Origin of the sequence: Lujinxingia vulgaris, from assembly GCF_007997005.1 — a bacterium.
In the GTDB taxonomy this organism is placed as follows: Bacteria; Myxococcota_A; Bradymonadia; order Bradymonadales; family Bradymonadaceae; genus Lujinxingia.
On the sequence record NZ_VOSL01000036.1, the window covers coordinates 112,873 to 138,467 of the forward strand.

The 25,595-nt window shown below is 66.6% G+C and carries 19 protein-coding genes; 3 read left to right on the forward strand and 16 right to left on the reverse strand.

From position 1 onward, the window contains the following. Positions 1-59: 59 nt before the first annotated feature. From FRC96_RS07485 to FRC96_RS07525, 9 genes are all read right to left on the reverse strand, one after another. Entirely contained in the window at positions 60-1,277 is a 1,218-nt protein-coding gene (locus FRC96_RS07485; protein ID WP_146973880.1) for a (Fe-S)-binding protein, read from the reverse strand. Next, on the reverse strand, positions 1,277-2,377 hold the full coding sequence (locus FRC96_RS07490; RefSeq protein WP_146973881.1) for an FAD-binding oxidoreductase: 1,101 nt from the start codon (positions 2,375-2,377) through the stop codon (positions 1,277-1,279). The genes FRC96_RS07485 and FRC96_RS07490 overlap by 1 nt, the downstream gene beginning before the upstream one ends. Continuing rightward, positions 2,374-4,050, reverse strand: a complete 1,677-nt coding sequence (locus FRC96_RS07495) for an FAD-binding oxidoreductase (protein WP_146973882.1) — start codon at positions 4,048-4,050, stop codon at positions 2,374-2,376. Before FRC96_RS07495 ends, FRC96_RS07490 begins: the two co-directional genes overlap by 4 nt. Further along, entirely contained in the window at positions 4,047-4,679 is a 633-nt protein-coding gene (locus FRC96_RS07500; RefSeq protein ID WP_146973883.1) for a hypothetical protein, read from the reverse strand. Before FRC96_RS07500 ends, FRC96_RS07495 begins: the two co-directional genes overlap by 4 nt. A 156-nt stretch (positions 4,680-4,835) precedes the next feature. Then, the gene (locus tag FRC96_RS07505; protein ID WP_146973884.1) at positions 4,836-6,014 is read right to left on the reverse strand and encodes a class I SAM-dependent rRNA methyltransferase; all 1,179 of its coding nucleotides are present in this window, start codon (positions 6,012-6,014) and stop codon (positions 4,836-4,838) included. Between the two features lie 588 nt (positions 6,015-6,602). Beyond that, complete coding sequence (locus FRC96_RS07510; protein WP_146973885.1) at positions 6,603-7,637, reverse strand: hypothetical protein; 1,035 nt, start codon at positions 7,635-7,637, stop codon at positions 6,603-6,605. A 66-nt stretch (positions 7,638-7,703) separates the two neighbouring features. Continuing rightward, on the reverse strand, positions 7,704-9,152 hold the full coding sequence (locus FRC96_RS07515; protein ID WP_146973886.1) for a multiheme c-type cytochrome: 1,449 nt from the start codon (positions 9,150-9,152) through the stop codon (positions 7,704-7,706). A gap of 119 nt (positions 9,153-9,271) precedes the next feature. Next, complete coding sequence (rapZ, locus tag FRC96_RS07520) at positions 9,272-10,183, reverse strand: RNase adapter RapZ (RefSeq protein WP_146973887.1); 912 nt, start codon at positions 10,181-10,183, stop codon at positions 9,272-9,274. 29 nt (positions 10,184-10,212) lie between these two features. Further along, the gene (locus FRC96_RS07525) at positions 10,213-10,983 is read right to left on the reverse strand and encodes a Stp1/IreP family PP2C-type Ser/Thr phosphatase (protein WP_146973928.1); all 771 of its coding nucleotides are present in this window, start codon (positions 10,981-10,983) and stop codon (positions 10,213-10,215) included. A gap of 403 nt (positions 10,984-11,386) precedes the next feature. On the opposite strand from FRC96_RS07525, the gene FRC96_RS07530 reads away from it, so the two are divergent. Continuing rightward, entirely contained in the window at positions 11,387-12,502 is a 1,116-nt protein-coding gene (locus FRC96_RS07530; RefSeq protein ID WP_146973888.1) for an MJ1255/VC2487 family glycosyltransferase, read from the forward strand. Between the two features lie 29 nt (positions 12,503-12,531). Here the strand turns inward: FRC96_RS07530 and FRC96_RS07535 are convergent, their stop codons facing one another. The 4 genes from FRC96_RS07535 to rpmG all read right to left on the reverse strand — a co-directional run bounded on the left by FRC96_RS07535 (position 12,532) and on the right by rpmG (position 17,563). Beyond that, positions 12,532-14,700: a WD40 repeat domain-containing serine/threonine protein kinase gene (locus FRC96_RS07535; RefSeq protein WP_146973889.1), complete on the reverse strand. Its 2,169-nt coding sequence runs from the start codon at positions 14,698-14,700 to the stop codon at positions 12,532-12,534. A 277-nt stretch (positions 14,701-14,977) separates the two neighbouring features. Continuing rightward, positions 14,978-16,729, reverse strand: coding sequence for a hypothetical protein (locus FRC96_RS07540; protein WP_146973890.1), 1,752 nt, complete (start codon positions 16,727-16,729; stop codon positions 14,978-14,980). Between the two features lie 393 nt (positions 16,730-17,122). Beyond that, positions 17,123-17,365 (reverse strand): 30S ribosomal protein S18, encoded by a 243-nt coding sequence (gene rpsR, locus FRC96_RS07545; protein ID WP_146973891.1) that lies wholly within the window; start codon positions 17,363-17,365, stop codon positions 17,123-17,125. A 42-nt stretch (positions 17,366-17,407) separates the two neighbouring features. Then, positions 17,408-17,563, reverse strand: a complete 156-nt coding sequence (gene rpmG / locus FRC96_RS07550) for a 50S ribosomal protein L33 (RefSeq protein WP_111731220.1) — start codon at positions 17,561-17,563, stop codon at positions 17,408-17,410. A gap of 554 nt (positions 17,564-18,117) precedes the next feature. Between rpmG and FRC96_RS07555 the strand changes: the two genes are divergently transcribed. Beyond that, positions 18,118-19,410, forward strand: coding sequence for a YncE family protein (locus tag FRC96_RS07555; protein WP_146973892.1), 1,293 nt, complete (start codon positions 18,118-18,120; stop codon positions 19,408-19,410). Between the two features lie 86 nt (positions 19,411-19,496). Then, complete coding sequence (locus tag FRC96_RS07560) at positions 19,497-21,899, forward strand: YncE family protein (protein WP_146973893.1); 2,403 nt, start codon at positions 19,497-19,499, stop codon at positions 21,897-21,899. Between the two features lie 6 nt (positions 21,900-21,905). Here the strand turns inward: FRC96_RS07560 and FRC96_RS07565 are convergent, their stop codons facing one another. The 3 genes from FRC96_RS07565 to rpmB all read right to left on the reverse strand — a co-directional run bounded on the left by FRC96_RS07565 (position 21,906) and on the right by rpmB (position 25,291). After that, complete coding sequence (locus tag FRC96_RS07565) at positions 21,906-22,841, reverse strand: tetratricopeptide repeat protein (RefSeq protein ID WP_146973894.1); 936 nt, start codon at positions 22,839-22,841, stop codon at positions 21,906-21,908. Position 22,842: 1 nt separating this feature from the next. Beyond that, positions 22,843-24,792 carry a GAF domain-containing protein gene (locus FRC96_RS07570; protein WP_230469983.1) on the reverse strand — a complete coding sequence of 650 codons (1,950 nt, stop codon included), beginning with the start codon at positions 24,790-24,792 and terminating at the stop codon, positions 22,843-22,845. A gap of 256 nt (positions 24,793-25,048) precedes the next feature. Further along, on the reverse strand, positions 25,049-25,291 hold the full coding sequence (rpmB, locus tag FRC96_RS07575; protein ID WP_146973896.1) for a 50S ribosomal protein L28: 243 nt from the start codon (positions 25,289-25,291) through the stop codon (positions 25,049-25,051). Between the last annotated feature and the right edge of the window lie 304 nt (positions 25,292-25,595).

Genomic DNA, 25,595 nt, shown 5'->3' on the forward strand with positions numbered 1-25,595 from the left:
GCAGCCGGCGAGCTAAGGCCGGTGAATCTTCAACAAACAGGTGAGACCACGGAGTGAATCTAAAGCGAGTAGGTCTCGCAGACCAGCTCCAGCAGGGAGGTGATGTCGAGGTCCTCGCGAGCCTCACCGAGTGCGCAGGCGCAGGTCGCCGCTGTGCTCACCTGACGGGTGGCCGTGGGATGGTCGTGCAGCTGCTCGGCCACCCGCGTGGCCTGGCGGCGCGCGGCGTCGGGCTCCAGCGCGCGGTAGACGGCCTGGCCCCCGCAGCACTCCGCCTCGACACCATCAAACATCATCGCGGAGGGCTCCCCCGAGCCGAGCGCCCGCAAGAGCTTGAGGCTCGGTCCGGCGAGCGGGGCCTGGCGGGTCATCATGCAGCTGTGGTGCACCAGCAGCGCGCTCAAGTCGAGCTTCTCCGGCGGCGGGTTCTGGCTCACGGCGTCTGCCAGCACCTCCACCAGGTGGGTGGGCTTGAGGCGCTCCGGATCGCCGTGGGAGAGCTCCGGCCAGGAGCTCCCCGGATCGGCCCAGGCGCGCAGCGCCGGGCAGTCGGTATAAAGGTCGGTGAGCCCGTCGAGCGAGGGCCAGCGCTCGTTGAGGTGATGGTCCAGGGCGGGGCGGTCGCCGGTGGCGCCTAAGGGAAACCCGCAGCAGACCGGCAGGTGGTCGGGGCCGGTGCCGATAAGTCGCACCTTCTGGCCGAGCAGCCGGTGGAGCAAGCGACCCAGGCGATCGATGAGCGTCGGGTTGGATGTGAGCGTGTCGCAGTCCGGCCAGAAGCCCACGGTGCTCTCGGCGTCGAAGACCTCGGGGTCAGGGCGCCAGTCGACCGGGTCGGCGTGGGGGCGGCTGTGGGCGGCGAAGCTCTCGCGCAGCGGGGTGAGCGAGGCCGGGATCAGCCCGGCTTCGGCCGTCTGTTCGCGTGCGCTCCACAGCGCGCGGGGCACGTCGTTGTCGTGGCGGCAAAAGGCCTGACAGCGCCGGCAACCGGTGCAATGGTAAAAGGTCTCGGCCACCTCCGGGCTTATCGCCACGCTCTGATCGCGGGTCAGCTCCAGGAGCCGCATCATCCCCCAGGGCGTGACCGTCTCGCGCGACTCGGCCGCCGACGCCGGGCAACTAAAGCGGCACATCTTCGGGCAGTAGGTGCAGTAGGCGCTCATGCGCGAGATGTCGTTGGGGAGCGCCGCCGGCCGCACAGCCGGTGGCGCGTCGCCTTGCGGAGCCTGCGTCAGAGGGGGGGCGTCTCCCCGGGGTGGGGCGTCGTCGTGGCGCATCAGGAAAGCTCCGTGGTGGCGGTTGAATCAAGGGGGAGGTTCTGGCGCAGCGGCCAGCGCGCGATCACCCCGGGCATGGGCACATCAAGCGGGGCGTGGTGCTCGACCACAAGCTCGACGCGATCGGGGGTAAAGGCCGTGATCGTCAGGTCGTCCACCCCCGGGGTGCTCCGATCCAGGGGCGGGTTCTGCAAGGCGCGGGCCGTACACCACAGCCCGCTTGAGCGCTCCGCGCGGCTGTGCGCGCGCCGGGCCGGGTGACGATCTTCAAGCCAGCGCCGCCGCGCCCGTAGCCCCTCCACGTCCAGATGGGCCTCGGGCAGGCGCAGGTTCGCCTCGATCCACCGGATCTGCCCCCGCAACAGGGCCCCTGGCGCGCTCAGCGCGATCTGGAGGCGCTCGGAGCTCGCCACGTAGTGAATCCACTGCCAGCGCAGCCCGGCGCGGTAGATGGCCTCCAGAAGCGCCAGGGCCTCGTTGAGCCCGAGCCCCTCAAAGATCAGCAGCTCGCTCTCCAGAGGTCGGCGCGCGACCATCGTGGCCTCCAGGATCGGGCCGTTGCGCCCCTCCGCGCCAATAAATAGATAACGCAGATCGGGGCCGGCCGCCTTGCGCGGCGCCGCCAGATACTCGTAGCTGCCGCTCGTCGGTGAGAAGGCGCTCAAGGCCACGCAGCCGTCGCGCACCGAGCCCATCCCGAGCGTCTTGGGTCCGGGGCGAAAGCGTGCCAGAAGGCCCCCCAGGGTCGCTGTCGAGGGCTGCAGCGCATAGCCTCCGGCCGAGAGCCCCTCGGCAAAGAGGGCGTCCTGCAGGTCGCGCCAGCGCACGCCGGCCTCCGCCTGCACAAGCCCGCTGTGGCGATCGATGGACAGGATGCGATCCATGCCCTCGGTGCGCAGCGCCACCGCGCCGGCCGGCGAATAGCGAAGATGCTGCCCGTCGCCCACCACCACAGACGGGCGGCCGGCGGCGCGGAGCTCGCGGCAGCCCTCCATGAGCTCGCCGCTGGTGGAGACGACCCGCTCCTCCCGGGGGAGCTCAAGCCCGCGGGCCTCATAATGCTGGCGAGTGGGCGCGCTCAACGTCGTTGTCTCTCTCACAGGTAGACCTTCGATGGGTTGAGGATCCCGTCCGGATCGTAGGTGGACTTCAGCCCCTTAAAGAGCGGCTCGCCGCCCCGATGGTCGCGGGCGGTAAACGCCGCTTTGGAGCGCCCCACGCCGTGGTGATGGGCGATCGAGCCGCCGGCGTCGGCCACCGCCCCGAGCGCCCGGTTCCAGGTCAGCTCGTAGGTGCGCAGCGTCTGGTCGAGGTCGCTGCCGAAGCCCGCAAAGGTGAAGTAAATCGAGCAGCCCTCGGCGTAGACGTGGCTGAAGTGCGCCATGATGAAGACCTCCCGCTCCACCGCCCGGCGCACCGCCTCGTAGAGGGGCAAGACGTTCTCCCAGGTCGTGGAGACCTCCATCGTGTCGACGAAGGTGCCCGCATCAAACATCGGCGACTGCTTGTAGCTCACCGAGAAACGATTCTTCAGCCAGTGCTTGCCCGGGCCCTCGCCGAGGTCGACCCCGTAGCGCCCCAGAAGGTCAAAGGCGAAGGAGGCCTCGGCGTCGATGAGCTCGTTGTGGCCCTCAAAGCCGATGACGAGCAGGCATTGGGCGGGCACCCGCTCAGCCAGGCGGTTGATCAGCAGGGGTTGGCCCACCGCGCGGCTTAAGAGCTCCCGGGAGGCCCGGTCCACCAGGCGCTCCACCGGCGCGGCCACCCCCAGATCCCCCAGCGTACGCTTCGCCAGGCGTCCCAGCCCCTTGAGCAGCTCGCCGGCGCTCGGGGTTGGCGAGGCGGTGGCGGGGGGGACCGTGCTCACAGGGGAGGTATTGGCTTTGCGGGCGCGTTTTCGGCCGCTGCCGGCGATCAGGCTGTCGAACTCGTCGTAGAGGCGCACCACCGCGGGCCTGAGCCCCTGCTGCATCAGCTCGCGGATGGCGTCGAGCGCGCCCTGCAGCGTCGGAAACTGAAATCCGCGGTAGAGCTGGCGGGAGGGCAAAGGCTGCAGGCGCAGAGTGGCCTCGGTGATCAGCCCCAGGGTGCCCTCGCTGCCCACAAAAAGCTGGGTGCTCTCCGGCGCCATCGCTTCGGCCGCCGCGCCCTCCCACACCCCGGGGCGGCGCACACTGGCGGCGCTGTCAATGACATCGGCGCGTCCCGTGACCACGCGCATGCTCACCACCATATCTTCGATCTTGCCGTAGAGGCTGGAGTACTGCCCGGCCGAGCGCGCCGCCAGATACCCGCCCACGCTGGAGCAGTAGAGCGAAGAGGGAAAATGACCCAGGGTCAGCCCCCGGTAGTTGAGCGCCCGCTCCATGTTCATGCCGATCAGCCCGGGCTGCGCGCGCATGATCAGCCGCTCGGCGTCGGCCTCCAGGAGCCGGTCCAAACGCTTGAGATCGATGACGATCGCACGCTCATCGAGCGCCACCGTGCCCCCACACACCCCACTTCCCGCGCCGAAGGGGATGATGGGTGTGCCGGTTTTGCGCGCCCAGCGGACCAGCTCGACCACCTCGGCCTCGTTGGCCGGCTGCACCACCGCCGAGGGCCGATGCACGCCCAGGCGGCGCCCGCGCGTCAGGATGATGCCCCGCGGCCAGCAGTCGTTGTCGTAGGCCAGGCGATCGGGGAGCTGATAACGCACCCATTCCGCGCCGACAATCGCCTCCAGGTCGCGTTGCATGGCCGCAGAGAGGTTGGGAGCGGGGTTCAGGCTCATGAGTCCTCGGGGGAAAGGGGTTCGACTGCCGTGTCGAGGGCATCCGTGGGCTCAGGGCATGGCGAGTCGCCGGTGCTGCCGTCGGTGGGGGGCTTTGCCATCGCTTCAATGCCGGCGGCCAGGAGGTTGTCGGCGGCGCGCTCCACCCGCGTGAGCAGGGCGGTGAGGCGCTCGGCGGTGGCCTCGCTCTGCGGGCTCTCGCGCGAGAAAAAGGCCAGCTCCACGACCTTTGTCAGCCCGCTCTGGGCGAGCTCTTCGAGGCTTTTGAGCAGGCTGATGCCCAGCTCATGGGTGGCCGGATCGGCGGCCACCTCCGCGCGCAGCTGGCTCATCTCTCCGAGGCTGGGAAAGGCTTTGTCGAGCGCCGGCAGCGCGTCGGCCAGCTCCGCCATCGCGCCCACGAGCTGCGCAAGTTCGTTGTCGGGCAGGCGCCACTCGCGCTCCTCGTCGGTGAGGGGGCCGAGCGTCTGCCGGCCCAGCTCCACCAGCGCGCCCGAGGCGCGTTTGGCGGCAAAAAGCGTGGGGATCCAGGCCGCTACCCGCGCCTCCAGCCGGGGCACCCGCTCCACCGCGCCCCATACCGAGGACATCCAGTCGCCCAACCCGCCAGAATTTGAGTCGTTTGCCACCTTCTCCTCCAAACCCGCGCTCCGACCCTTTTAAGGGGTGGCGCTCTGAGACTCGGGATCTGTGTCACGTCGTATCAACGTGCCCACCATCGGTCAGCCCCCCCTCGCTGACAAGACTCGCCACCCGACCTGTGAACTCTCAGCTCGCCAGCAGGCTCAGTCGCGGCAGAGCGTGCCCATGCTGAACTGCAGGTAGTCGCCCTCCGGGAAGGCCGCCAGCGTGGGGTGATCGACGTCGGCCCCAAAGGTGCCGCTGAGCACCAGCTCGGCCCCGGCGCGCTCGCTGGCCGCCGAGACGATGTTCAAAAAACGCCCCCGATCGATGTGGCTGCTGCACGACGCGAGAGCAATGGTAGAACCGGTGGGCATGACCTCAATCAATTTTTGGAAAATTCGCGTGTAGGCCTCGGTCGCCCGCGGCACGTCGCTGTGGCGGTGGGCGAAGCTGGGCGGGTCGCAGACGGCGACCTCAAAGGGGGCGCGCTCCGCCTCGAACTGCTCCAGGTACTCAAAGGCGTCGCAGGCCTCAAAGCCGTGGGCCGGCGCCGGGATGTGGTTGCGCTCAAAATTGCGCCGGGCGTCGGCGATCGCCGGCGCCGCCAGATCCACGGTGGTCGTGCGCGCCGCGCCCCGGGCGGCCGCCGCCAGCGAAAACGCGCCGGTATACCCAAAAAGATTGAGCAGCCGGCGCCCCACACACACCTCGGCCAGGCGGCGGCGGTTGGCGCGTTGATCGAGGAAAAAGCCCGTCTTCTGCCCCTCCATCGGGTCGACCACGTAGGTCAGCCCGCCCTCCACAAAAGTCGTCTCTGCGGGGGCCTCGCACTCCCACCACTCCGCGCGCGGGAGCTTGCCGCGGTGCAGGTTCGAGCGTTTGATCGCCCAGTGTTTGATGGGCAGGAGCTTAGTGATCGTCTGGCGCGCGGGCTTGAGCCAGCGCTCGGCGGCCAGCCCGTCGGGGCGCAGCACGGCCACATCGCCATAGATATCGCACACCAGCCCCGGTACCCGGTCGCCCTCTCCGTTGAGCAGGCGAAAGCCGTTAGTATCGGTGGTGGGAAAGGGCCGGCGCTTGATCGCCTGGCGGATGCGCTGGTCGAGCAGGCGGTTGTCGAGCTCGGTCTGGGGGTTGCGCGTCCACAGGCGCACGCGGATGGGGGAGGCGGGGTCGATGATGCCGCGCCCCAGCCAGGCGCCGTGGATGTCGTAGACGTCGACGGCGTCGCCGGCCTCAAGCTCGGGGTGACGGAGCGCGTCTTCGAAAATCCAGGGGTGCCCGGCGCGCAGGACATTTTCCAGGGGTTGGGTCAGATCGACGCGGGGGTAATAACGCATAACTCAAAAAACTCGGAAAAAAGGGCAGATCGGGGTGGGGGCGTTTCTGGCGAGCGCGTTCCTGGCGAGAGCATGCCCCAGGTTGCCTGCGGGCGCCACCGCCGCCGGCCGCTGCCGCCTCGCGACGCTCAGCGGCGCCCGAGCTGGCGACTCGCCATCAAGCGAAGGCGCCCCGGAACGCCCGATCTGGCAAAACCACCTCAAGGGAAGGCGCCTCGGGACGCCAGATGTGCGGAGAGGAGATGAATCGAGCGTGTCCCGGGACGCCTCGGTTGGCGAAGCGCCATGAAGCGACCGTGTCCGCGGACGGCCCCCGGGGGGTAGGACCATGAAGGGACCGTGTCCCGGGACGCCTCGGCTGGCGAAGCGCCATGAAGCGACCGTGTCCGCGGACGGCCCCCGGGGGGGTAGGACCATGAAGGGACCGTGTCCCGGGACGGCTCCGACGAGGTTCCGACCCGATTTGAGGCGTTCGCGGACGGGAGGGGAGGGGGTTCAACCCCCGAAAGGGGTATGCCATGGCGTGTTACAACGCGCCGGCGACCCGGCGAGGCCGCCGGAGAGCGTGGCGGGTGGCGTTCGGAAGGATCAGTGCAGCGTCGGCGCTGGCAAAAAGGCCGTGATAGCGTGCTGATCGCAGATCACGTCGACGGCGAACTCGGCGATGATCTCGGGCACGCGCGTGAGGTGCTCGTCCTGCTCGACGCTTCCCACGAGCATCGGCCAGAAGGGGCCTTCGTAGGCGGCGTTGGGATCGTCGGAGCCGGTGATCGTCAGCTCCACGCCGGGGTGTTCTGCGCGGGCGCGGCGCGCATGGAGCTCCAGGCGGCTGGCCTGCGGCCAGCGCATCAGCGCGTTGGCCACCAGATCGGCCACCAGCTGCCCGACCCGGGACGGATGCGCCCTGAGAATCGGCAGATCTTCGTCACACTGAATGCGCAGCTTTGGCCCCGGGGAGAGCGTCTGGCTTAAGACGCGCTCCTGGCGATCGAGGAGCTCGTTGAGGTCGGTCTCGGTGGGGGGCAGCCCGTCGAGCGCGGTGAGAAGTTGCAGCGCATCGACCAGGGCGATGCCCCGGCGGCAGGCTTTGAGCGCGCGCTCCAGCTGCTGTCCGTGCGGGTCCTCCTCCACCTGGTGGCGCACCAGATCCACATAACTCGCCGCGACCGTAAACACGTTGTTGAAGTCGTGGGCGATGGCCTGCGCCATGCGGCTCTGCAGGGTGGCGCGGCTAAAGGGCTGCGGCGGCACAAGCTCGCTGAGCATGGCCAGGTAGGTGGGCTCCCCCTCGTCTTCGCGCTCCAGAGGGATCAGGCGCTGGCGCGCGGCGCGGATCGGGGTGCCCGAGGCGTGCAGGTAGGTCAGGGGGCGATCGACAAAGTCGCAGCCGCCTTTTGCCAGCCGGCGGCTGGCCTGGGCGAGCTGGCGGACCGCCTCCGGGGTGAGCAGCTCGCTTGCGGAGGGGGTGGGATCTTCCAGCCCCAAGAGCTCGACCAGCGCCGGGTTGCAGACCCCCGGCGTTCCCCGGGCGTCGACCAGGTGCATCGGCCAGGGCGCGCCCAGAAAAAAGGCAGAGAAAGCCTCCGCGGAGCGGGGCAGAGCGGCAGCGGGAGCGTGGCGCATGGAAAGCCTCGGAGGTCAGGGGCCGTGCGGTGGTGCGATCGGCGCAATTCCTCTAAAGCTAAGCACTCATTCTGGCGAGGGCGACGCGTCCCGGGGGGCCAGCGTCTGGCGGGCGCCAAAATCGTCTTCGATGTGAAGCAGGCGCACCTGCCCGTTTTCAGCCACCTCCCAGCGGGAGCGGTGGAAGTGGCGCCCGCGCACATAGCGCCCCTCAAGCTCGTGGAAGTCAAAGGCCTCCTCGTGCATGCGCTGTTTGACGGCCTCGATCTCCACGATCACCGGCCCGGTGTTGGCGAGCTCCTCCTCCTCCCAGCTCAGCCCCAGCTCAAGCGATTCGCCGGGCATCAGCCGGTTGTCGCTCTTGAGCTTGATCTCGGGCCACCACTCAAAGATGGCGCCGATGCGCACCGCGTTACGGCTCAGCTCCTCGCCATCGGGGGTGGTGACCCGGGCGCTGACGTCGACGTGGCGCTCCGGATCGCCGGTGGGAAAACGGTGGCCGGCCTTATCGTTGAGCACCACCACCCGGGCATCGGCGCAGCCGTCGCCGGCGCAGTCGTCGGCGGGGCCTTCCAGGTAAATCGAAGCGCCGGAGCCGAAGATCTCGCGCAGCGGCGCGATCTCCGCCTCATATTCGGGCTTTTTGGGGATGAGCGATCCGCCAAACCAGTGATGGCGGGTCTTGCGCACGGGCACATCGAAGCCCCGGGCGATGGGCCGCTCGGTCTGGGGCATGTGGCAGTCCTGGCAGTGCTGGCCCTTCTCGGCGAACTCCGACTGGGACCACTCGGCGCCGGTGGTGAAGAAACAGCCTAAGTTCTGCTCGGGGAAGAGCGCCTCGGCCTGGTGGCAGCGCACGCAGTTCTCCTCGTCGAGCAGGTGATCGCCTTTTGCGACCGGATGGGGCGCGGCCTCGGAGTCACCCCGGGGGCCGAGCACCACGCCATCCTGCACATGGCAGGTGGCGCAGGTGATGGCGTCGAGCTGCAATTCGGCATCAAAGACGGGGTTGTCGACGTAGATCGGTTTGGCGATGTCGCCGTCTTCCAGGCCCACGACGAGTTTTTCGAGCTGGTTGACCAGCGGGGTGTGGCAGTTGACGCACATCCAGCTCACGTCGTGGCGCTCGGCGCCGGGCTCGGCGTGGTCGCCGCGGGACTTGGCGAGCTCCTCCATGAACTGGGCATCATCGAGCCAGGCGCGGCGGTGGGTGGAGAGCTGCCACTCGGCATAGATCTCGGCGTGGCAGGCCCCGCAGGTCTCCGCGCGCAGATCGGGGAGCCCCTCGGGCACGGGGGTGTAGGGGTGGGGGCGCTCATAGAGGGGGCGGCTTGTGTAAAAGGCCTCGGCGGCGGCCAGGGCCTCCTCGGCGGAGAGGTCTTCGAGCCGCTCGGGGGCGACAGCCGGAGCGCCGGGGGCGGGCATCGGCTCAATATTGAGCGCAGCGACCACCACAAAGACGATCACGGCCAGCGCGATCAAAAGGGGCTTTGCGCCCGGACGACGTGCAGACATCAGCGGCTCAGTGCGGCAACTTCAAAAGCTCGCCACGGACGAGGCGGGCGAAGGAGGTGGGGCGAAAAAAAACGGAGCGCTACCAGGGGCGCAATGCGCGCTGAGCGAGGTGTCCTCGCTCAGCGTGACTTGCGTTCTAGATCGCGGTGGCGGGTCGAAACATTCCAGCCCCGGTTGGAGAGCCGGCGTGTGATCGTCTCGGCGATCGCCACCGAGCGGTGCTGTCCGCCGGTGCATCCGATGCCGATGGTCAGGTAACTCTTACCCTCGCGCTCATAGAGAGGCAGCGTAAACTCCGCCATCTGCTGAAACAGGCCCAGGAAGGTCACCGCCTCACTCAACCCCAGCACATACTGCTGCACGTCGGTATCCAGCCCGGTTTTGGGGCGCAGCTCTTCGACAAAGTAGGGGTTGGGCAGAAAGCGCAGGTCAAAGACCAGATCGCACTCGATGGGGAGCCCGTACTTAAAGCCAAAACTCAGCACGGAGATCGAGAAGGGCGGGGGCGCATCATCGCTGAAGCGCTCCTGAATCAGCGCCTTGAGCGTGTGCACGGTCTGCGTGGAGGTGTCGACGACCACGTCGGCGCGCGCGCGGATATCGTCGAGAAACTCTCGCTCCAGGCGGATGCCCTCGGGCACGGTGCGCGCCTCGCTGACCGGGTGGCGCCGGCGCGTCTCGCTGAAGCGGCGCACCAGCACGTCATCGGTGGCCTCTAAAAAGACCACCTGCACGTCGATCCCCTCGTCGCGAAGCTGCTTGAGCGTGGCGTTGGCCTGATCCAGGTGCACGTGGTCGCGGGTGTCGACCACAAAGGCCAGCCGCCGCCACTCCTGACGCGAGGGTCCGCTCTGCGCCAGCTCCAGCACCTTGGGTAGGAGCGGCACCGGCAGGTTATCGATGCAGAAGTACCCCAGGTCTTCCAGAGCGCGGATCGCGGTGGATTTGCCCGAGCCGCTCAGCCCGGTCACGATCACCACGCGCGGCGCTCCGGCGCCCGGATCACTGCGTTCGTCGAGCTCCTCGGACATGGCCCAATCCTTTGGGATGTAAGGGGGGGTTATTCTTTGAGAACTTCCACCATCACACAGGTGGTGTTGTCGGTGCCGCCGTTGTTGTTGGCCGCCTCGATGAGCTTATCGATGCAGACCTCCAGGTTGTCGCGGTTATCCAGCATGATCTGACGGATGGTCTTGTCGTTGATCATGCCGTTGAGCCCGTCGCTGCACAAAAGGTAGAGATCCTTGTGCTGAGGCTCTTCATGGCAGACATCGACCTGGACGGTCTCTTTCATGCCCAACGCCCGCACGATGACGTTTTTATGCGGGAAGTTCTCGATCTCTTCTTCGGTGAGATCTTTCATCTTGATGTAGTCATTGAGCAGCGAGTGGTCTTCGGTGACCTGGGAGAGCTCCTCGCCACGCAGCCGGTAGACGCGGCTGTCGCCGACGTGGCCCACGTAGATGGTCTCCCCGCAGATGCACAGCGCCACGACGGTGGTGCCCATGCCGTGATGCTTGCTCGGGTCGTTTTTGGCCGTCTCGAAGATGCGCAGGTTAGCGAGCTTGATGCTCGCGCCCAGGCGGTTCTCTTCGTAGGTGCGCCCCTTCTCCATCTTATAAGGCCAGGTCAGATCTTCATCTTTGCTGGTCTCCATGAAGAACTCGGCGATGGTGTCGACGGCCAGCTGTGAGGCGACCTCGCCACTGGCGTGTCCTCCCATGCCGTCGGCGACGATGTAGAGGTTCTCCTCAGGCACAAGACGAAGGTTGTCTTCGTTGTGGCCCCGCTTCATCCCGACGTGGGTGTTTCCAGCGTATCGCAGTTTGATCGGCACGGTCTTGACCCCGTTTGACGGCAGCGCGCGGTGGGTTGAATCCCTGGAAGATTCCGGCGCGTGGCGCAGTGATTCATGACGTCTTCTGGCAGGTGCCGCTCCCGGCTGGAGCGGTCGACGATGGGCGGAGTCGGGGCGCTTTAAGGGGCCGGCTCTGTGTCGCCGGCAAAATGGGCAGGAGGTGCGCGCCACCAAGCGCCGCCGCATCATCATGGATCGGCGTTACAATACTTCGAGGGGGGCCATCGGGCAAGGACGATGCAGGAGCTCGCCGCCGGGCCGGTGGGCGTTTCGAAAGTGTCACCGCCCCGGGCCGCGACGCGCTTGAAGCGCGCGCTTTGAGAGCGGTACAAGGAGGAGGTCATCCGAAGATCAAAAGCGAAGCCCGGGAGTTGGTATGAAGATTCTTTATGGCGTGGTCGGCGAGGGCATGGGGCACGCGATGCGCAGCGGCGTGGTGTTGAGCTGGCTGCTGGAGCAGGGCCACCAGGTGCAGGTTGTCGCCTCCGGGCGCGCCCACGACTACCTTAAGGCGCGCGTGCCCGAGGTCGACCAGATCTGGGGGTTGACCATGGCCATGGAGAACAACGAGGTGCGTCGGATGGCCACCGCCGTCGACAACCTGCGCGGCGCGATGGAGGGCTGGCCGGCCAACGTGCGCCGCTACTTTGAGATGGCTGCGAAGTTTGAGCCCGATCTTGTGATCAGCGACTTCGAGAGCTGGAGCTGGCTCTTTGCCAAAGTGCACCGCATCCCGCTGATCTGCATCGACAACATTCAGCTCATCAACCGCTGCTGGCACGAAGAGCATATCATCGGTGACGAGATGAACGCGTTTCTGCTGGCCAAATCCATCGTGAAGGCCAAATGCCCGCGCGCGGCGCATTATGTGATCACGACCTTTGTGGAGCCGAAGGTCCGCAAAAAGCGCACCTCGCTGGTGCCGCCGATCTTACGCCCGGAGCTCCTCAACGCGCAGGCCTCCGATGGCGAGCACCTGCTCGTCTACCAGACCTCCCCGAGCTTTTCGGATCTTCCACGGATGCTCGCCGGGCTCACGCGTCCGGTCTACATCTACGGCCTTCGCCGCGACATCAACGAGGATCAGCGCCACGGCAACCTGGTCTTTCGACCCTTCAGCGAGACGCAGTTTGTCGAAGATCTGGCCAGCTGCGCCGGGGTGATTGGCTCGGCCGGCTTTACGCTGATGGGCGAGGCGCTGCATCTTCGCAAGCCCTACCTGGCCACGCCGGTGGGCGGGCAGTTTGAGCAGCTGCTCAACGCGCGTTACCTCAAAGATCTGGGTTACGGCACCTACACCCGCCGGATGGGACCGACGGATCTTGTGGACTTTGTCGATGATCTGCCTCGCTACCGCGAGGCGTTGCAGGGCTACGAGCCGCGCGATAACAGCGCGCTCTTCGCCAGGCTCGAGGAGCTCTTCGATCAGGCAGAAGCCGGGCTCTTGCGCTCGCGGCGGGTGCGTTGGCTGGGGTGGGAAGCGCCGCAATGAGGTGAAAAACGGGCGGTAGCCCTGGCGACTCAGGGCGCGGCAGCACCGGCGCTGATCTGCTCAAAGCAGAGCGTCTGAATCTGACGATCCACCGCGCAGATGGCCGTCGGCGTGCTGCCGTCGGCAAAGAGCAGGGCGAGCACATCGAGGTGGCGCGTGGGCAGGCTCATCAGCTTGTGCCCGGTGGGGATCTGAAAGAGCGCCAGGGTGTGGTTGGCCAGGGCCGCGGCCAGCAGGTAGTTGTCTGGCGAGAGGGCCATGGCGATGACCGGCGCTTCGGTGCGGAACTGGGCGGTGGGCTGGCGTGGCGAGCCCAGCGAGATGACCTCCACGCTGTTGTCGCGGCGGCTGATCGCGGCGGTGTCGCCACCGGCGCCCAGCGTCACACAGCGCACGGCCTCTCCGTTGCGGATGCGCGTCCACTCGCTGGCGCTGGAGCGGCCGGGCTGGTGGACGTAGACGCGCCCGGAGGTCGACCCGGCGATCACGCTCCTGGTGCCCGGGCTCACCGCGATAGACGCAATAGAGGCGCGACGCACATCCTGAAAGAGGGTGCGCGTTTGCGCTTTGTCGAGGGAGGTGCGCGAGATCGAGCCGTCGCGGTGCCCGGCGTAGATCGCGTCATCGCCTAGAGCCAGCGCGGTCACGCGTGAGGCCGTCGCCACCGCCAGGGGGCGAGGGTTGCTGGCGCTGGCTTCAAAGAGCATCGCTTCGTGCGGAGCGCCCTCCAGGATCACAAAAGCGCCTTCGCTGCGGGCGCTCGCCACGGCCTCGGTCGGGCTCACCCGCAGGGTATGCGTCGCCCCGGGCACGGCCGTCGCCGAGCTGCTCTCGTGCGGGGCGTAGCGCACCTGGGCGGGGATGGCCTTGAGCCCCTCATGGTGCTGCGGGGTGTCGGTGCGGGAGAAGACCGGCGTGTGGGCCGGCTGACGCTTGCCAAAAGCCTGCAGAGTGGCTGCGCTGGTGTGCTCCTCGCGGGCGAACCCGTGGGGCTCGTCTGGCGAGGCCACCGCGGAGGCCACCGAGGCGTCGGAGGTCGCCGCGGCTTCGGCGCTGGAGGCGACGGTGGCCCTGGTGGCCCCGAACACCCCGGAGGTCGGGGTCATCCGCCCGCCACCCACCTGAGACGAGGAGGTCACCTCGGAGGAGAGCTGCGAGTTGGCAAAGGTGTCCAGCGCGGCGATGACCTCCGAGAGATCATTGGGGCGCTCGGAGGGCTCTTTGGCCAGCATCCGCGCCACCAGGCGCTCCAGCTCTTCGGGGAAGATGCGCTCGGGGTGCGCTTCACTCAGACGCGGAGGCTTCTGGCGCACGTGCATGCGCAGCACGCTGTAGACGTTGTTGGAGATAAAGGGCGGCTTGCCGGTGAGCATAAAGAAGAGGATCGCGCCCAGGCTGTAGATGTCGCTGCGCCGGTCGACGGTCTTGGCCATCGCCTGCTCGGGGCTGGCGTAGAGGGGCGTGCCGATGAAACCGTGGGTCATGCTCACCCCGGAGTCGTCGGTCAGGCGCACGATGCCAAAGTCCAGGATATGCATGAAGTCGTCGCCGGCCGGCAGCCGTTCGACCATCATGTTTTCCGGCTTGAGATCGCGGTGGATCATGCCGGCCTGGTGCGCCTCATAGAGCCCGTTGGCGATCTGGCGCAAGAGCGCGCAGGCGCGCTGCACGCTCAGGGGGCCCTGGCGAATCACCAGATCTTCGAGCGTCATCCCCGAGATCAGGTCCATGATCGCGGCCACGTACGAGCCCTTCAGGTCGAGGATCTCGTAGAAGGAGACGATATGCGGGTTGCGAAGTCGGCTCAGCGCCTCGACCTCGCGGTTAAGCCGCTCGATGATCTGGTCGGCCTGGCCTTTGTCGGTGGCGATGATCTTGATGGCAAAATGGCGCGAGATCGAGAGGGACTCCGCCCGGTAGACCGCCGCCGACGAGCCGCGCCCCAGGGGCTTTGCGACCAGGTAGCGCTTGTCGATCACCCGCCCAAGCCACGGGTCGTTGGCCTCCTCCAGCGGGGGCCATCCCTCCTCGGGCGCGCTCAGGGCGCACTCCAGGCATTGCGGCTCATCGGCGAAGACCACCGACATGCAGCTCGGGCAGTGATGCTGCGGGCTTTTCTCCCGCAGCTTCTGCCTTCGCGCTTCGCGTAATGCGCGGATGTGCTGGCCTGTCCCGGAGGACGAACCCACGTTGGACATGATGCGCTCCCTGACGGCGTCGACATCGGTGACACGGGGCACAAACCACGATCATCCCCCGCTCATCTGTGCCATGCGCCGGTATGCTAATGACTTCTATTTGAGATCGCCAAGCCCCTTTTTGTCAAATCTTGTCAAGGCTTTGACCCAAGTGTCGTCACGATGACCCACAAATAAAGCCACCTCCCGATCACAGGAGGTGGCTCGATTCTCGTTCATGCTCCCCGGCATCGTGTTCCCGGCGAGCATCTCTCGACGCTCGCCGGGGGCGAGGCTTTCAGCGCTCGCTGGGAAGGCGCGCGTAACGCGCCTCCACGGCCAGGCCGGAGAGGATGTTGAACCACTGCTCATCGTTCCAATCGATGATCACCCCGGAGGTGCCACCGGGGCAGGCGCTGAGCTGGTAGTTGGCCGGATCGACCACACAACCCCGCGGGTACTCCGGCATGCCGATGGTGCCCTCCAGGCAGTACCGGGTGGTCTCCAGACGCGTCAGGTCGGTTTCAGCCTCGTCCGGAAGCTTCATGCGCACCTGCAGGCCGGTGTCGCAGTAATAACCTGAGGACTCCAGGCCGGCCTCCACCGGGTAGGGGCGACAGACACCCGCTTCGCCGGTGAAGGGGTTGGCCGGGCAGGCCGCCTCAGGCCCGTCGCAGGCGTAGATATCATCGATGCAGCCGGAGCCGGCAGGCTCAAAAAGTCGCGCGATCTCTTCCAGAGCTGGCGTAAAGTCGCTGCAGATAAGCCCGGTCATCGGCGCGTCTTCGGACGGCTTCTTCGGGAAGGAGATATCAAAGGCGCTGATGAACTCCGCGTAGCGGTGACCTGAATACGCTTCGCCATTAACGCTGGCGCAGCTGATCGGGACGTGGTCTTCCGGGAATTGGATGGGGGGCCGGCATTCATCGGGGCGAGGTTCAAGGAAGCGGCTTTCGCGACCGTGAATCGAGGCCATGATGACCTCGGAGTCCGGGTCGACGCTGTTTACACCACGGGAGGCGGCGATGTTGGCGAGAAGCTCGTCGCGCAGGGTGTCGATTTGCAAGAGCGCGCCGGCTTCGCCCAGGTTCTCCTGGTAGGTGCACTCGCTGACCAGGCACGTGCTCTGGTAGTCCAGCGTGCCGTCGTTACTGCAGTCGTTCTCATCGGAGACGAAGATCACCCCGGTCTGGGCGTCGGGACGCACAAAACCGGCGTTGGGATACTGGGCCGGATCGCCGTCGGGGCCGCCGGTCAGCTCGGGTGAGAAGGCACGAACTACCGCCGACAGGCCCTGCTCAAAGCCAAAGCCGCGAACGCCCACCAGGCTCATGCACGCAAAATCATCGGAGAGGCGTTCCACATCCAGCACGCCCTGCTCGCTGGTATAATCCTGGGCGCGAAGCACCTTAGGGATGGGTCGATAGGCGGAGGGCGGCGGGAAGAAGGACTCCTGGTCCCGCGTCTCACCGGTGCACTCTTCTTCAAAACTAAAACCGTCAAAGGCGCAGCGCAGCTCGGTGAAGTCCGGGTTAAGCAGATCTTGATAGTCGCCCGGGTTGGTCGTGCACTCCACAGCAAGTGCGATGGAGTCGATGATCGGCGACATGTCGTTGACGTTAATGTTCCCCTCTTCATCAAGCCCGTAGTAGCAGGTGCGGTTGGTGCCGGGCAGAGGCTGCGGGGTTGACTGCAAATAGCCAGGCTGAGCCACGGGCTCACGCCCGCCGTCGACGCTGTCATCGACAAAGTGGGTGGTCGTCACGCCGATATGAAAATCGAGGTTAACCTCACCCAGGATCTCCACAAAGTCGGCAAAGCCGTCGCGCAAGAGCTTCTGCTCCTGGCACATCGAGCCGGAGTTATCGATCATCCAGAGGATGTCGGCCTTATCGGTGCCGTTGGCCGTCTGGGGCTCAATGAACTCAATGGCGCTGGTCGAGCGCGTCAGCTGAACCGGGTATTCGTTGCAGGCGGTGATGCCGGCGACGGTGCATAGCCCAAGGGTCGCGGTCAACAGGCGCGGGGCGCCGGGCACGTTCCATCCCATATCTGGCCTCATGTCGTTTCAGAAGAGCGCTGATCATCCAGCGGGTTGAGGAGCTTCTGGTTGAGCGCAAGGCTAGCGGAGAGCCCCGGCGGTGTCTACAGCCTCTGCCCCCCTTTCGGGGCGCGCAGGGGCCGCCGAGGTTGATTTTTCGCCAGAGCGCGGCCGAAGCGGCCCTTGTAATAAAGCGTAACCCCGAGGTGTGGCCGGCGAGGAGAGGTTGTCGGGGTGAGCCCGCGGCGAAGATGACCGGCAGATCGTCGGGGGCAAGAACGTAACGCGGCGGCCGCCCTCCCGATCCGCCGGAGCGGAATGCTGGGGGAGGGGGCCGCCGTCGTCGTTGTCCTGGCGCACACGCCTCGCTCGTTTGAGAGACGAAGCCTGCGCGCGCAACCCTTACGACTTATGCGTGGTGTAGGGCAGCAGCGCGATCTGGCGAGCGCGCAGGATGGCGCGGCGCAGGCGGCGCTGGTTCACGGCGTTCACGCCGGTGATGCGACGCGGCAGAATCTTGCCGGTGGTCGTCACAAAGAGCCTGAGCAGCTCGGCGTTCTTGTAATCAAGACGCCAGGAGGGGTTCTGCTCAAAGGGGTCGATCTTGCGACGGCGGCGCCAGTTGATCTTTCCGTACTTGGACATAAGGGGTTCCTCTTAAGGGTCAGCCGGGAGCGCCGGCCTACATTATTTGATCTTGGCTTCCACGAACTCGACGTACTTGCGGACCTTCGGATCAAACTTCTTGATGCGAAGCTTGTCGGGGGTGTTCCGCTTGTTTTTGGTCGTGGTGTAGAAGTAGCCGGTGCCGGCGGACGAAACGAGTCGGATTTTCTCTCGCATGACAAACTCTCCAGAATATCGTGGCGCTCAAAAGCGCGAAGGCTTCACAGGCCTGAAGTCGGCGTCGCAAAATTTTGACCCAGCGGGTGGGCGGAGGACTACATAACGGGCCTTGAAGAAAAAAACAAGCCGGGTGTGGCCGAAAGCGCGCGCGGGCGTCCGCGAACCTCTTGCAACCGGGGTATAACGCGGGGGGATGGGGCAGGGTTCTCCCTCGATGCTCGGCGCGTCGACGGGGCGAAGCGCCCGAGTTTCGGGGGGAAGCGCCAGGGGGAGGTAGGACCATCGAGGCGCACCAGGGCCGATGCCCGTCGCGGTGGGGAGAGCGATCGCCCGGGGGGCGTGAGGGGGATCCCCGGCGCTTACCCTGCGATCGCAGTGGGCTCTCTTCAGCGAGGTCTGCGCGGCGGGCTCGCTCCAACCCGGCGGAACGCCTCGCCATGGCGGCACGGGGCTGCGGCGGGCGCGCTTGCGCTGGCGGGCGCGCAGGTGCTAATCCGCACTCGCCACGTTGGCGGGCATCGATAGAAGAACACAGGGCGATCTGGACTGGTATGAATGACCGAATGAAGGTGCGGCTGCTGATCGCGGCCGCCGGCTGCGCGCTGGGCATGAGCGGATGTGGGGAGCGTTACGAGGAGCCCCTGCCGCCCCGCGACGCGCTCTACTACCCGATCGGGCTGGAGCTCCACCCGGACGGACGCTTCCTCTATGTGACCAACAGCAACTTTGACTTGAAGTTCAACGAAGAGATGGGCGGGACGGTCTCGGTGATCGACACCACGACCAACACCCTGTTGGCCGACGCCTCGCCATATGTGCCCTCGTTCGCCGGTCATATCGAGCTCAACGCAGACGCTACGCGCGCTTACGTGACGAGCCGTCAGCAGAGCGAGGTGACGGTGCTGGAGGTGGCCTCCGAGGGCCAGGCGCTCTTCTGTGAGGTCGACGGTCAGCCGCAGCGCGACACGCGCAGCTGTATGGTGCGTCGGGTGCCCGATGTGCGCGATGGCGCCGAGATCCCCGTCGATCCCTTCGGGCTCTCGGTGGGGCGCGTGACCCGGGAGGTGGGTGGGGAGTCGGTGGACTTTGATCTCGTGCATCTCTCGCATCTTCAGGGCAATCAGGTCACCTCCCTGAGCTTCCCTCAGGGGGAGATCGAGGGGGCGTCGATGCGCAGCGCCGCGCTGCTCAACGGCGGCAACCAGACGCGCATCCGCCCGGGCACCCAGGATGTCTATGTGGCGGGTCGGGCGACCAACGTCGTGGCGATCTTCCAGCCCTACGTTAACGAAGAGGGCAAGGTTGAGGCGATCGTGCGTCGTGGCAGCGTGGAGCTCTCCCGGGCGGTGGAGCGGGTCGACGCGCGGGGGCTCGCGTTCAACGCCGCCGGCGACCGCCTCTATGTGGCCGCGCGCCGCCCGAACGCGCTCTTTGTGATCGGCATCGACGAGACCGACGGGCTTCGCCACGAGATCATCGACACCATCGCGCTGGAGCCGCAGGCCTCCGGGGTGGTGGTCCATCAGGGCGCCGACGGGGTGGAGCGGGTCTACGTCTCCTCGTACCGAAACGGGATCATTCAGGTTGTCGATCCGGCGTTGGGTGCGGTGGTCGATATCATCGAGGTGGGGCGTAGTCCCTACGATATGGTGATCGACCCTTCACCGGCCCATTGCAACGCGCCGGGCGCGCGCTGCCAGGCCTACGTCTCGCTCTTTGACCAGCGCGGCGATCAGCGTGGCGAGCGCTGCGAAGACGACGATAAGGGCTGCGGGGCGATCGCCGTGATCGACCTCGACCCGGCCAGTGAGACCTTTCATCAGGTCATCGATCATATTCAATAACCCCACCTCCCCGCCAACCCGTCACCCCTTTACTCCGGGCGTGGCCAGGTGGACCTGAGGCTGGGTAGCACACGATGTGAACGCGTATGAGCAACGCCAGGACGATCGCGATTCTTAGCGGGTTGGGACTTCTCACGTTGGCCACCACCGGCTGTGAGGAGCAGGTGCGGGTGGCCCCCCAGGGCCTCAACGCGCCGGTGGCCATCGAAGCAGTGAGTGGCGAGGTCTGCCTGCCCGCGCTCGATGTGGAGGACTTCTCCATCCCCTCAAGCCCCCTGCCGCGCTGCGCCGATGTGGAGCGCCCCCGCGGCTTCGGGCTGGTGGTCAACACCGTCTCGGAGCGCGTCGGTGTGGTCGACCTGACCGCTTCGATCCCGCGCCTGGTCAACCTGGACACCCGCATCCCCGGCATCACGCAGATCAAGGTGGGGCCGCGCCCGATCGATGTGACGGCCAGCCTCGACGGCACCGCCGCGCTGGTCGCCAACCAGGGCGATAACACCCTGAGCGCCATCGATCTCTGGACGATGCGCGCGCTCCCCGAAGCGGTGGAGCTGCCCGGCACGCCGGTGGCCATTGAGACTTTTGAGAACGCGTCGAGTGCCGGGATCGCCGCGCTGCTGGCCGCGCCCAACGCCCTCTGGGTCGGACCCTCGCTGGGTTGCGAGCGCCCCGAGGGCACCCTCGATCGCCGCGACTACACCCCCGAGAATTGCACCTGGGGCGAGGAGGAGGCCGTCGAGCTCGCGCTGCCCGGCCAGCCCACCGACATCGCGCTCGACGAGGGAGCCGGCCTCGCGGCGATCGTCTACCGCGACCTCGCCGAGCTCTCGCTTGTGGCGCTCAACGACGCCGCCCTGGAAGACGCGAGCTGCCTGGAAGGAGAGGCCGCCCCCTGCGAGATCGCGCGCATCGACTGGGCCGGCGAGCGTGGCAGCCTCTTTGGCGCCACCGAGGTCGCTTTTGATCCGGCCGGGGCGTTTATCTATGTGCTGGAGCAGGCTGAGAGCCAGGTCGTGGTCATCGATCGCGAGCGCGGTGAGCTCATCGACGCTCGTCTGGCCAGCGAGCCCACCACGGTGGGGGCCTCCGATATCCCGGGCATCGCGCTGGTGCGCCAGCCCCGCACGATGGCGCCGGTGCTGGAGCGCCGCGTGCTCGTCGATGGCTCCACCGCCCTTGTGGCGCATCGTCACGGCCTGATGGTCGCCTCCGACAACGGAAGCCTCTACCGCGTGGATGTGCTCGATGTGGAGTGCGCCTTCGAGGCCCCCGAGGGGCTGCTCAGCGACGAAGAGTTTGCCGCCAACACCGAGCTCCGAGACGCCCACCCGGAGGCCCGCTGCCTCACGCTGCCGGCCCTCCCCCTGGCCTCGGCCGAGGAGAGCGTGGACACCACCGACGAGGCGCTGCTCGCGCGTCGCGTCATCGAAGACGAGGATCGCACCCTGGCCATCACGCCGATCTTTGCGCTGCGCGACGCCGCCAGCGCCCAGGGCCGCCTGGTCGGCCGCGCCAGCTGCGAGCAGCCCGATGATCTTCGCCAGGCCATGAGCCAGGCCGCCGCCGGCACAACCACCGCCCTGGGCTGCGGCTCCCCGCTCATCGATCAACCGGTGGCCCCCGGCGTCGACGACGAGCTTCGCAACTTCATCGACGCCCCCCGCGCCGAGCTGATGCAGCTGGCCCGCGCCCAGCTTCAGGTCGAGGGCGACGAGGTTCAGGCCGAGATCAACCGCCAGGTCTACGACGTGCGCCTGCGCAACGAGAGCTGGACGCTCACCTACGAAGGCGCGCTCCCCGGCGTGGGAAGCCAGGAGCGCGGTATCATCAGCACCGAGGCTCCGGGAGCGTTTCTTTCCGGCGGCGTCGACTACTGCGCGGCCGGCGTGGAGGTGGGCGATCGCCTGCGCATCCTCTCCGAGCCTGCCGCCGGCGCGGGCTGCGCCGATTTCCAGGGTAGTGAGACCTTTTTGACCTACGAGATCACCGAGCTCGGCGCGACAACGCTCACGATCAGCCCCATCGACGACGAGGGCTTCGCGGCGATGCTTCCCACCCGCGAGTGCTTTGATACGGGGCTTCGTTACGAGGTGCGTCCTCAGGAGCAGTGGATCGCCACCGGCACCCAGAGCGGGTTCGCCTCGGTGTGGGAGCGCGATGGCGAGGCTTGCGTGCTCAAAGAAGACGCGCTCAACGGCCGCATCCAGGGGCGGGTCGCCGCCGGCGAGCTGTGGGAAGGCCCCTATCTGGCGCTGCGCATCCGCGAGGGTGAGGTCGGGGCCCGTGAGGGCTTGAGCTACACCTTCCGCGTCGATCGGGCCTTCGCCGTCGATGGCGCCTCGCTGGGCACGGCGCTCCCCTCGGAGCTGGTCGTGATCGATGAGCTCGGCGCCGGTCGCCAGATCGCGCTGGTCGACGCGGGCACGAGCACCGTCTACATCGCGCCCCTCGACAACATCACCACCGGCGGCGACTTCGTGCGCTGAGCGCGCTCAGCGCTGCTCCTGCATCACCTGCAGGGCGGCGCGGGCGGCCAGGCGCACCTCGGTGACCTCATCTTCAATGGCGACGCGCTGCAGGATGTTGCGCGCCTCATCGAGCTGCAACTCACCCACGGTGATCGCCGCGGCGCGACGCACCTGGGGGTGGGGATCGTCGAGCGCCTCGATCAGCGCGCGGTAGCCGCGCTCGTCATCCACAAACGAGAAGACGTCGACCAGGTAGAGGCGATCTTCGGGGGCGGTGGTGTGATCTTCGAGGCGGTTGGCCAGCGTGTGCACCCGCTGCTCATAGGTATAAAGCAGCTCGCCGGCTTTCTCCTGGTTGCCCTGCTGGATGTGCAGCTCGGCCAGCTCGGTGAGCAGGAAGATGTAGTCAGGCTGGGCCTTAAGCGCCTCCTCGTAGGTGGCGATGGCGTCGTCGGGGCGATCGAGCTCGGCCATGGTGCGCGCGAGCACGAGCAGCACCTCGGGAAGATCGCTGACGCGGGCACGAAGATCGTTATAGAGCTCCAGCGCGCGCTGACGGCGGCCCGTCTCACTGTAGATCTGACCCAGGGCGATCGCCGCCGAGACGGTATCGCCGGTGACAGGCTCGGCGGAGGCGATGTCTTTAAAAAGCTCCTCGGCCTCGACCAGCCGGTTTTGCAAGAAGGCCATCTTCGCCTGCATCAGTGCCTCCTGCTGCTCGGGGGTGCCGGGCGGAAGCTCTGCGGGCGCACGGGTCTCCGCGGGCGTCGTCGCGTCCTCGTCGGCCGGCTCGGTGCCTTCCAAAGCCGGGTTCGCCTCGGGCGGCGCTTTGGTCTGGGGTTTGGGAGCGCCGGGGACGGTCACCGGCGGGCTTTTGACGGGCTCGGAGGCATCGCAGGCGCCAAGAGCGCCGCATAACACAAGCGCCAGGAGCGTGCGGGGGAGAGGTTGCGTGCTCATCTCAGCTCGGCTCTTCCGGGGGATGAATCGGGGTGCGGATCTCAAAGGTCGTGCCCTGGCCGGGGCCGCTCTCAAAGGTGATGGTGCCGCCGTGGTCCGAGACGATCTTCTTGACCACGGCCAGCCCCAGGCCCGTGCCGTCTTGTTTGCCCTGGGTGACAAAGGACTCAAAGAGGTGGTCGCGGATCTCCGGCGGGATGCCCTGGCCGGTGTCGCTAAAGCGCCAGATCACCTGATCGTTCTGGCGATCCACGCCGATGGTGAAGCGGCCGCCTTCGGGCATGGCGTCGGCGGCGTTGCGGGCCAGGTTGAGGATGGCGCGCTTCATCTTGACCACGTCGATGCGCACCTCTCCGCGGTACTGAAGATCGATGCTCAGCTCGATGTCGCGATCGCTGAGCTCGGCGTCGAGCAGCTCGCGGGTCTCATCCATAAAGGCGTTCACAAAGATCTTACGCAGCAGCATCCGGGAGTCGCCGCGGGCAAACTTTAAGAGCTCGCGCGTCATCTGGTTGAGCTGGTGGATCTGGTGCTTGACCCGGCCGGCGTACTCCTGGCGCTCCTCGGCCTCATCGGTGTCGGCCATCAGCTGTACGTAGCCGCTGATCACCGAGAAGGGGGTCTTAAAGTCGTGGAGGATGCCCGAGATCATCTGGCCGATGCTCGCCAGGCGATGCTCTTTCTCCTGGGCCTCACGGTGGCGACGCGACGCCACGGTGCCCGCGATCTGGGAGGCGATCAGCGTGATGATTTTGACGTCATCGTCGGTAAATCCCAGGCACTCCTGCTGCGGCAGCACCAGGTTAAAAACCTCCAGCGCCCCGATGCAGACCTCATCGTCGAAGAGGGGCACGGCGATGATGTTCTCCACATTCAGCCCGCTGGCCTCGCTGGTGGGGCCGGGCAGATGCTGGCAGGCCTGGCTGTGGCAGACAAAGGGCTGACCGCTGGCGATCACCGCCTGCCCGATGGTGTTCTCGTCGGTGACCGCGCGGGTGTAGAAGTCCCACTGACGCGACTGATCTTCGCTGCGATCGATGAGCACGTGCACCCGATGGTAGCCCTCCTCGCGGAGGGTGAGCGCGCAGGCCTTGCCGTTGACCAGCTCCAGGGTCTCCTGGGTGATCGTCTGCACCAGGCTCTCCAGATCGCTGTGATGGCTCAGCTTGCTCTGGATGTTGTAGAGGAGATCGAGCTCGGCAAACTTATGCTCCAGGCGCTCTTTGGTGGTGAGCAGCTGGGCGTTCTTGTCGACCAGTGACTGGTAGAGCTCGCTGTTCTCCAGGGCGATGGAGATCTGACCGCCGATGGCGCTCAGGAGGTTCTCATCGTCCTCCGAGAAGTTGCCCCCGGCGCTGTTGAGCACCTGGACCACCGCGATGATCTCGCCCTCCATATTGCGGATGGGCTGGCAGAGCATCGAGCGGGTCTGAAAGCCGGTGCGCGAGTCGACGTCGGAGTGAAAGCGAGGATCGTCGTAGGCGTCACGGATGTTGATGCTCTGCCCGCTCTGCGCCACCCAGCCGGCGATGCCCTGGCCAGGATCGAGCACGATCTGGGTCTGGGAGCCCTGGGCGATCTTGCCGTAGAGCCGCCCGGTGCTCTGATCGATGAGGTAGAGGGTGGAGCGCTCCGCGCGCATCAGCTCGGTGAGCTGCTCCAGGGTGATCTCTAAAAACTCCTCGCGATCGAGCGTGGCACCCAGCGAGCTGCTGATCTGCAGGAGCGAGCTGTAGCGGCGCTGCTGTTTCTTGAGCTGGCGGCGAAACGCCAGCAAGAGCTCGATCTTCTCGCCCTCACTGAGCAGGCGCAGGCTCAGCTCGGTGAGCTGGCCGGGGTCGCGCAGGATCTCGGGCGCGTCGGGCGCCGCGGTGGGGATCGCGGCCAGCGCGCCGGTGATCTGGCGCACGCGCCGGGCGCGAAGCGGGGTCTTTAACGACTTCTCAGACATCGCGAGGGCCTGCACTACGTCAACAAGTGGCTGGGGACCCGGGCTGGCTTCGCGTCTCGATCGCCGTGCCGGGGGAGAGCGGCCGATCGCCGCGCTGCGCATCTTCAGAGTAACACAGCGCCGGCGCCCTCGCGAAGCGGCACAAACGACCTCGCCGGAGCGGAGGTCTGAAGGCAGGCATAAAAAAACGCCAGCCCCGAGAGGCTGGCGTCTTTGAAGCGTCTGAAGATCGCGAGGGGCTCGCGTCATCACAAGCTCAGGCGGTCACGTCTTTCAGCGTGAGGCCTTCGGACTTCAGGAAGGGAAGCAGCCCCTTCTTGGTGACCGTACGCAGGGCGCGGGCCGAGAGGCGCACGCGGACCCAGCGGTCTTCTTCGGGGATGTAGATACGCTTCTGCTGCAGGTTGGGCAGCTGGCGCATTTTGGTCTTGTTGTTCGCGTGGGAGACGCGGTTGCCAACAAGCGGCTTCTTACCGGTCAGTTTGCATTTGCGAGCCATGGGATCTCCTATGAATCAACGGTCTCAGCGACGTGGTGTCGTGACTACAACTTCATTGAGCGTTTGGCCGGGCGCGATAAAGAGGGCGCGCTTCGGAGGCGGGAGACTGGCAGCGCTGCCCGGTGATGTCAAGTCGATCGTCTTAAAACTCCGATCATCGCAGGGAGATAGCTCCCGCTTGGGCGGTGTTGACGCGCCGGTCAGCCTTGAAAGGTTGGGGGGGCTCTTGTAGATTGCCGGCGACCCAACCACGAGCAAGCCCACGCGAGGGAAGCTCGCGAAACATCGACCTCCGGAGGCAATC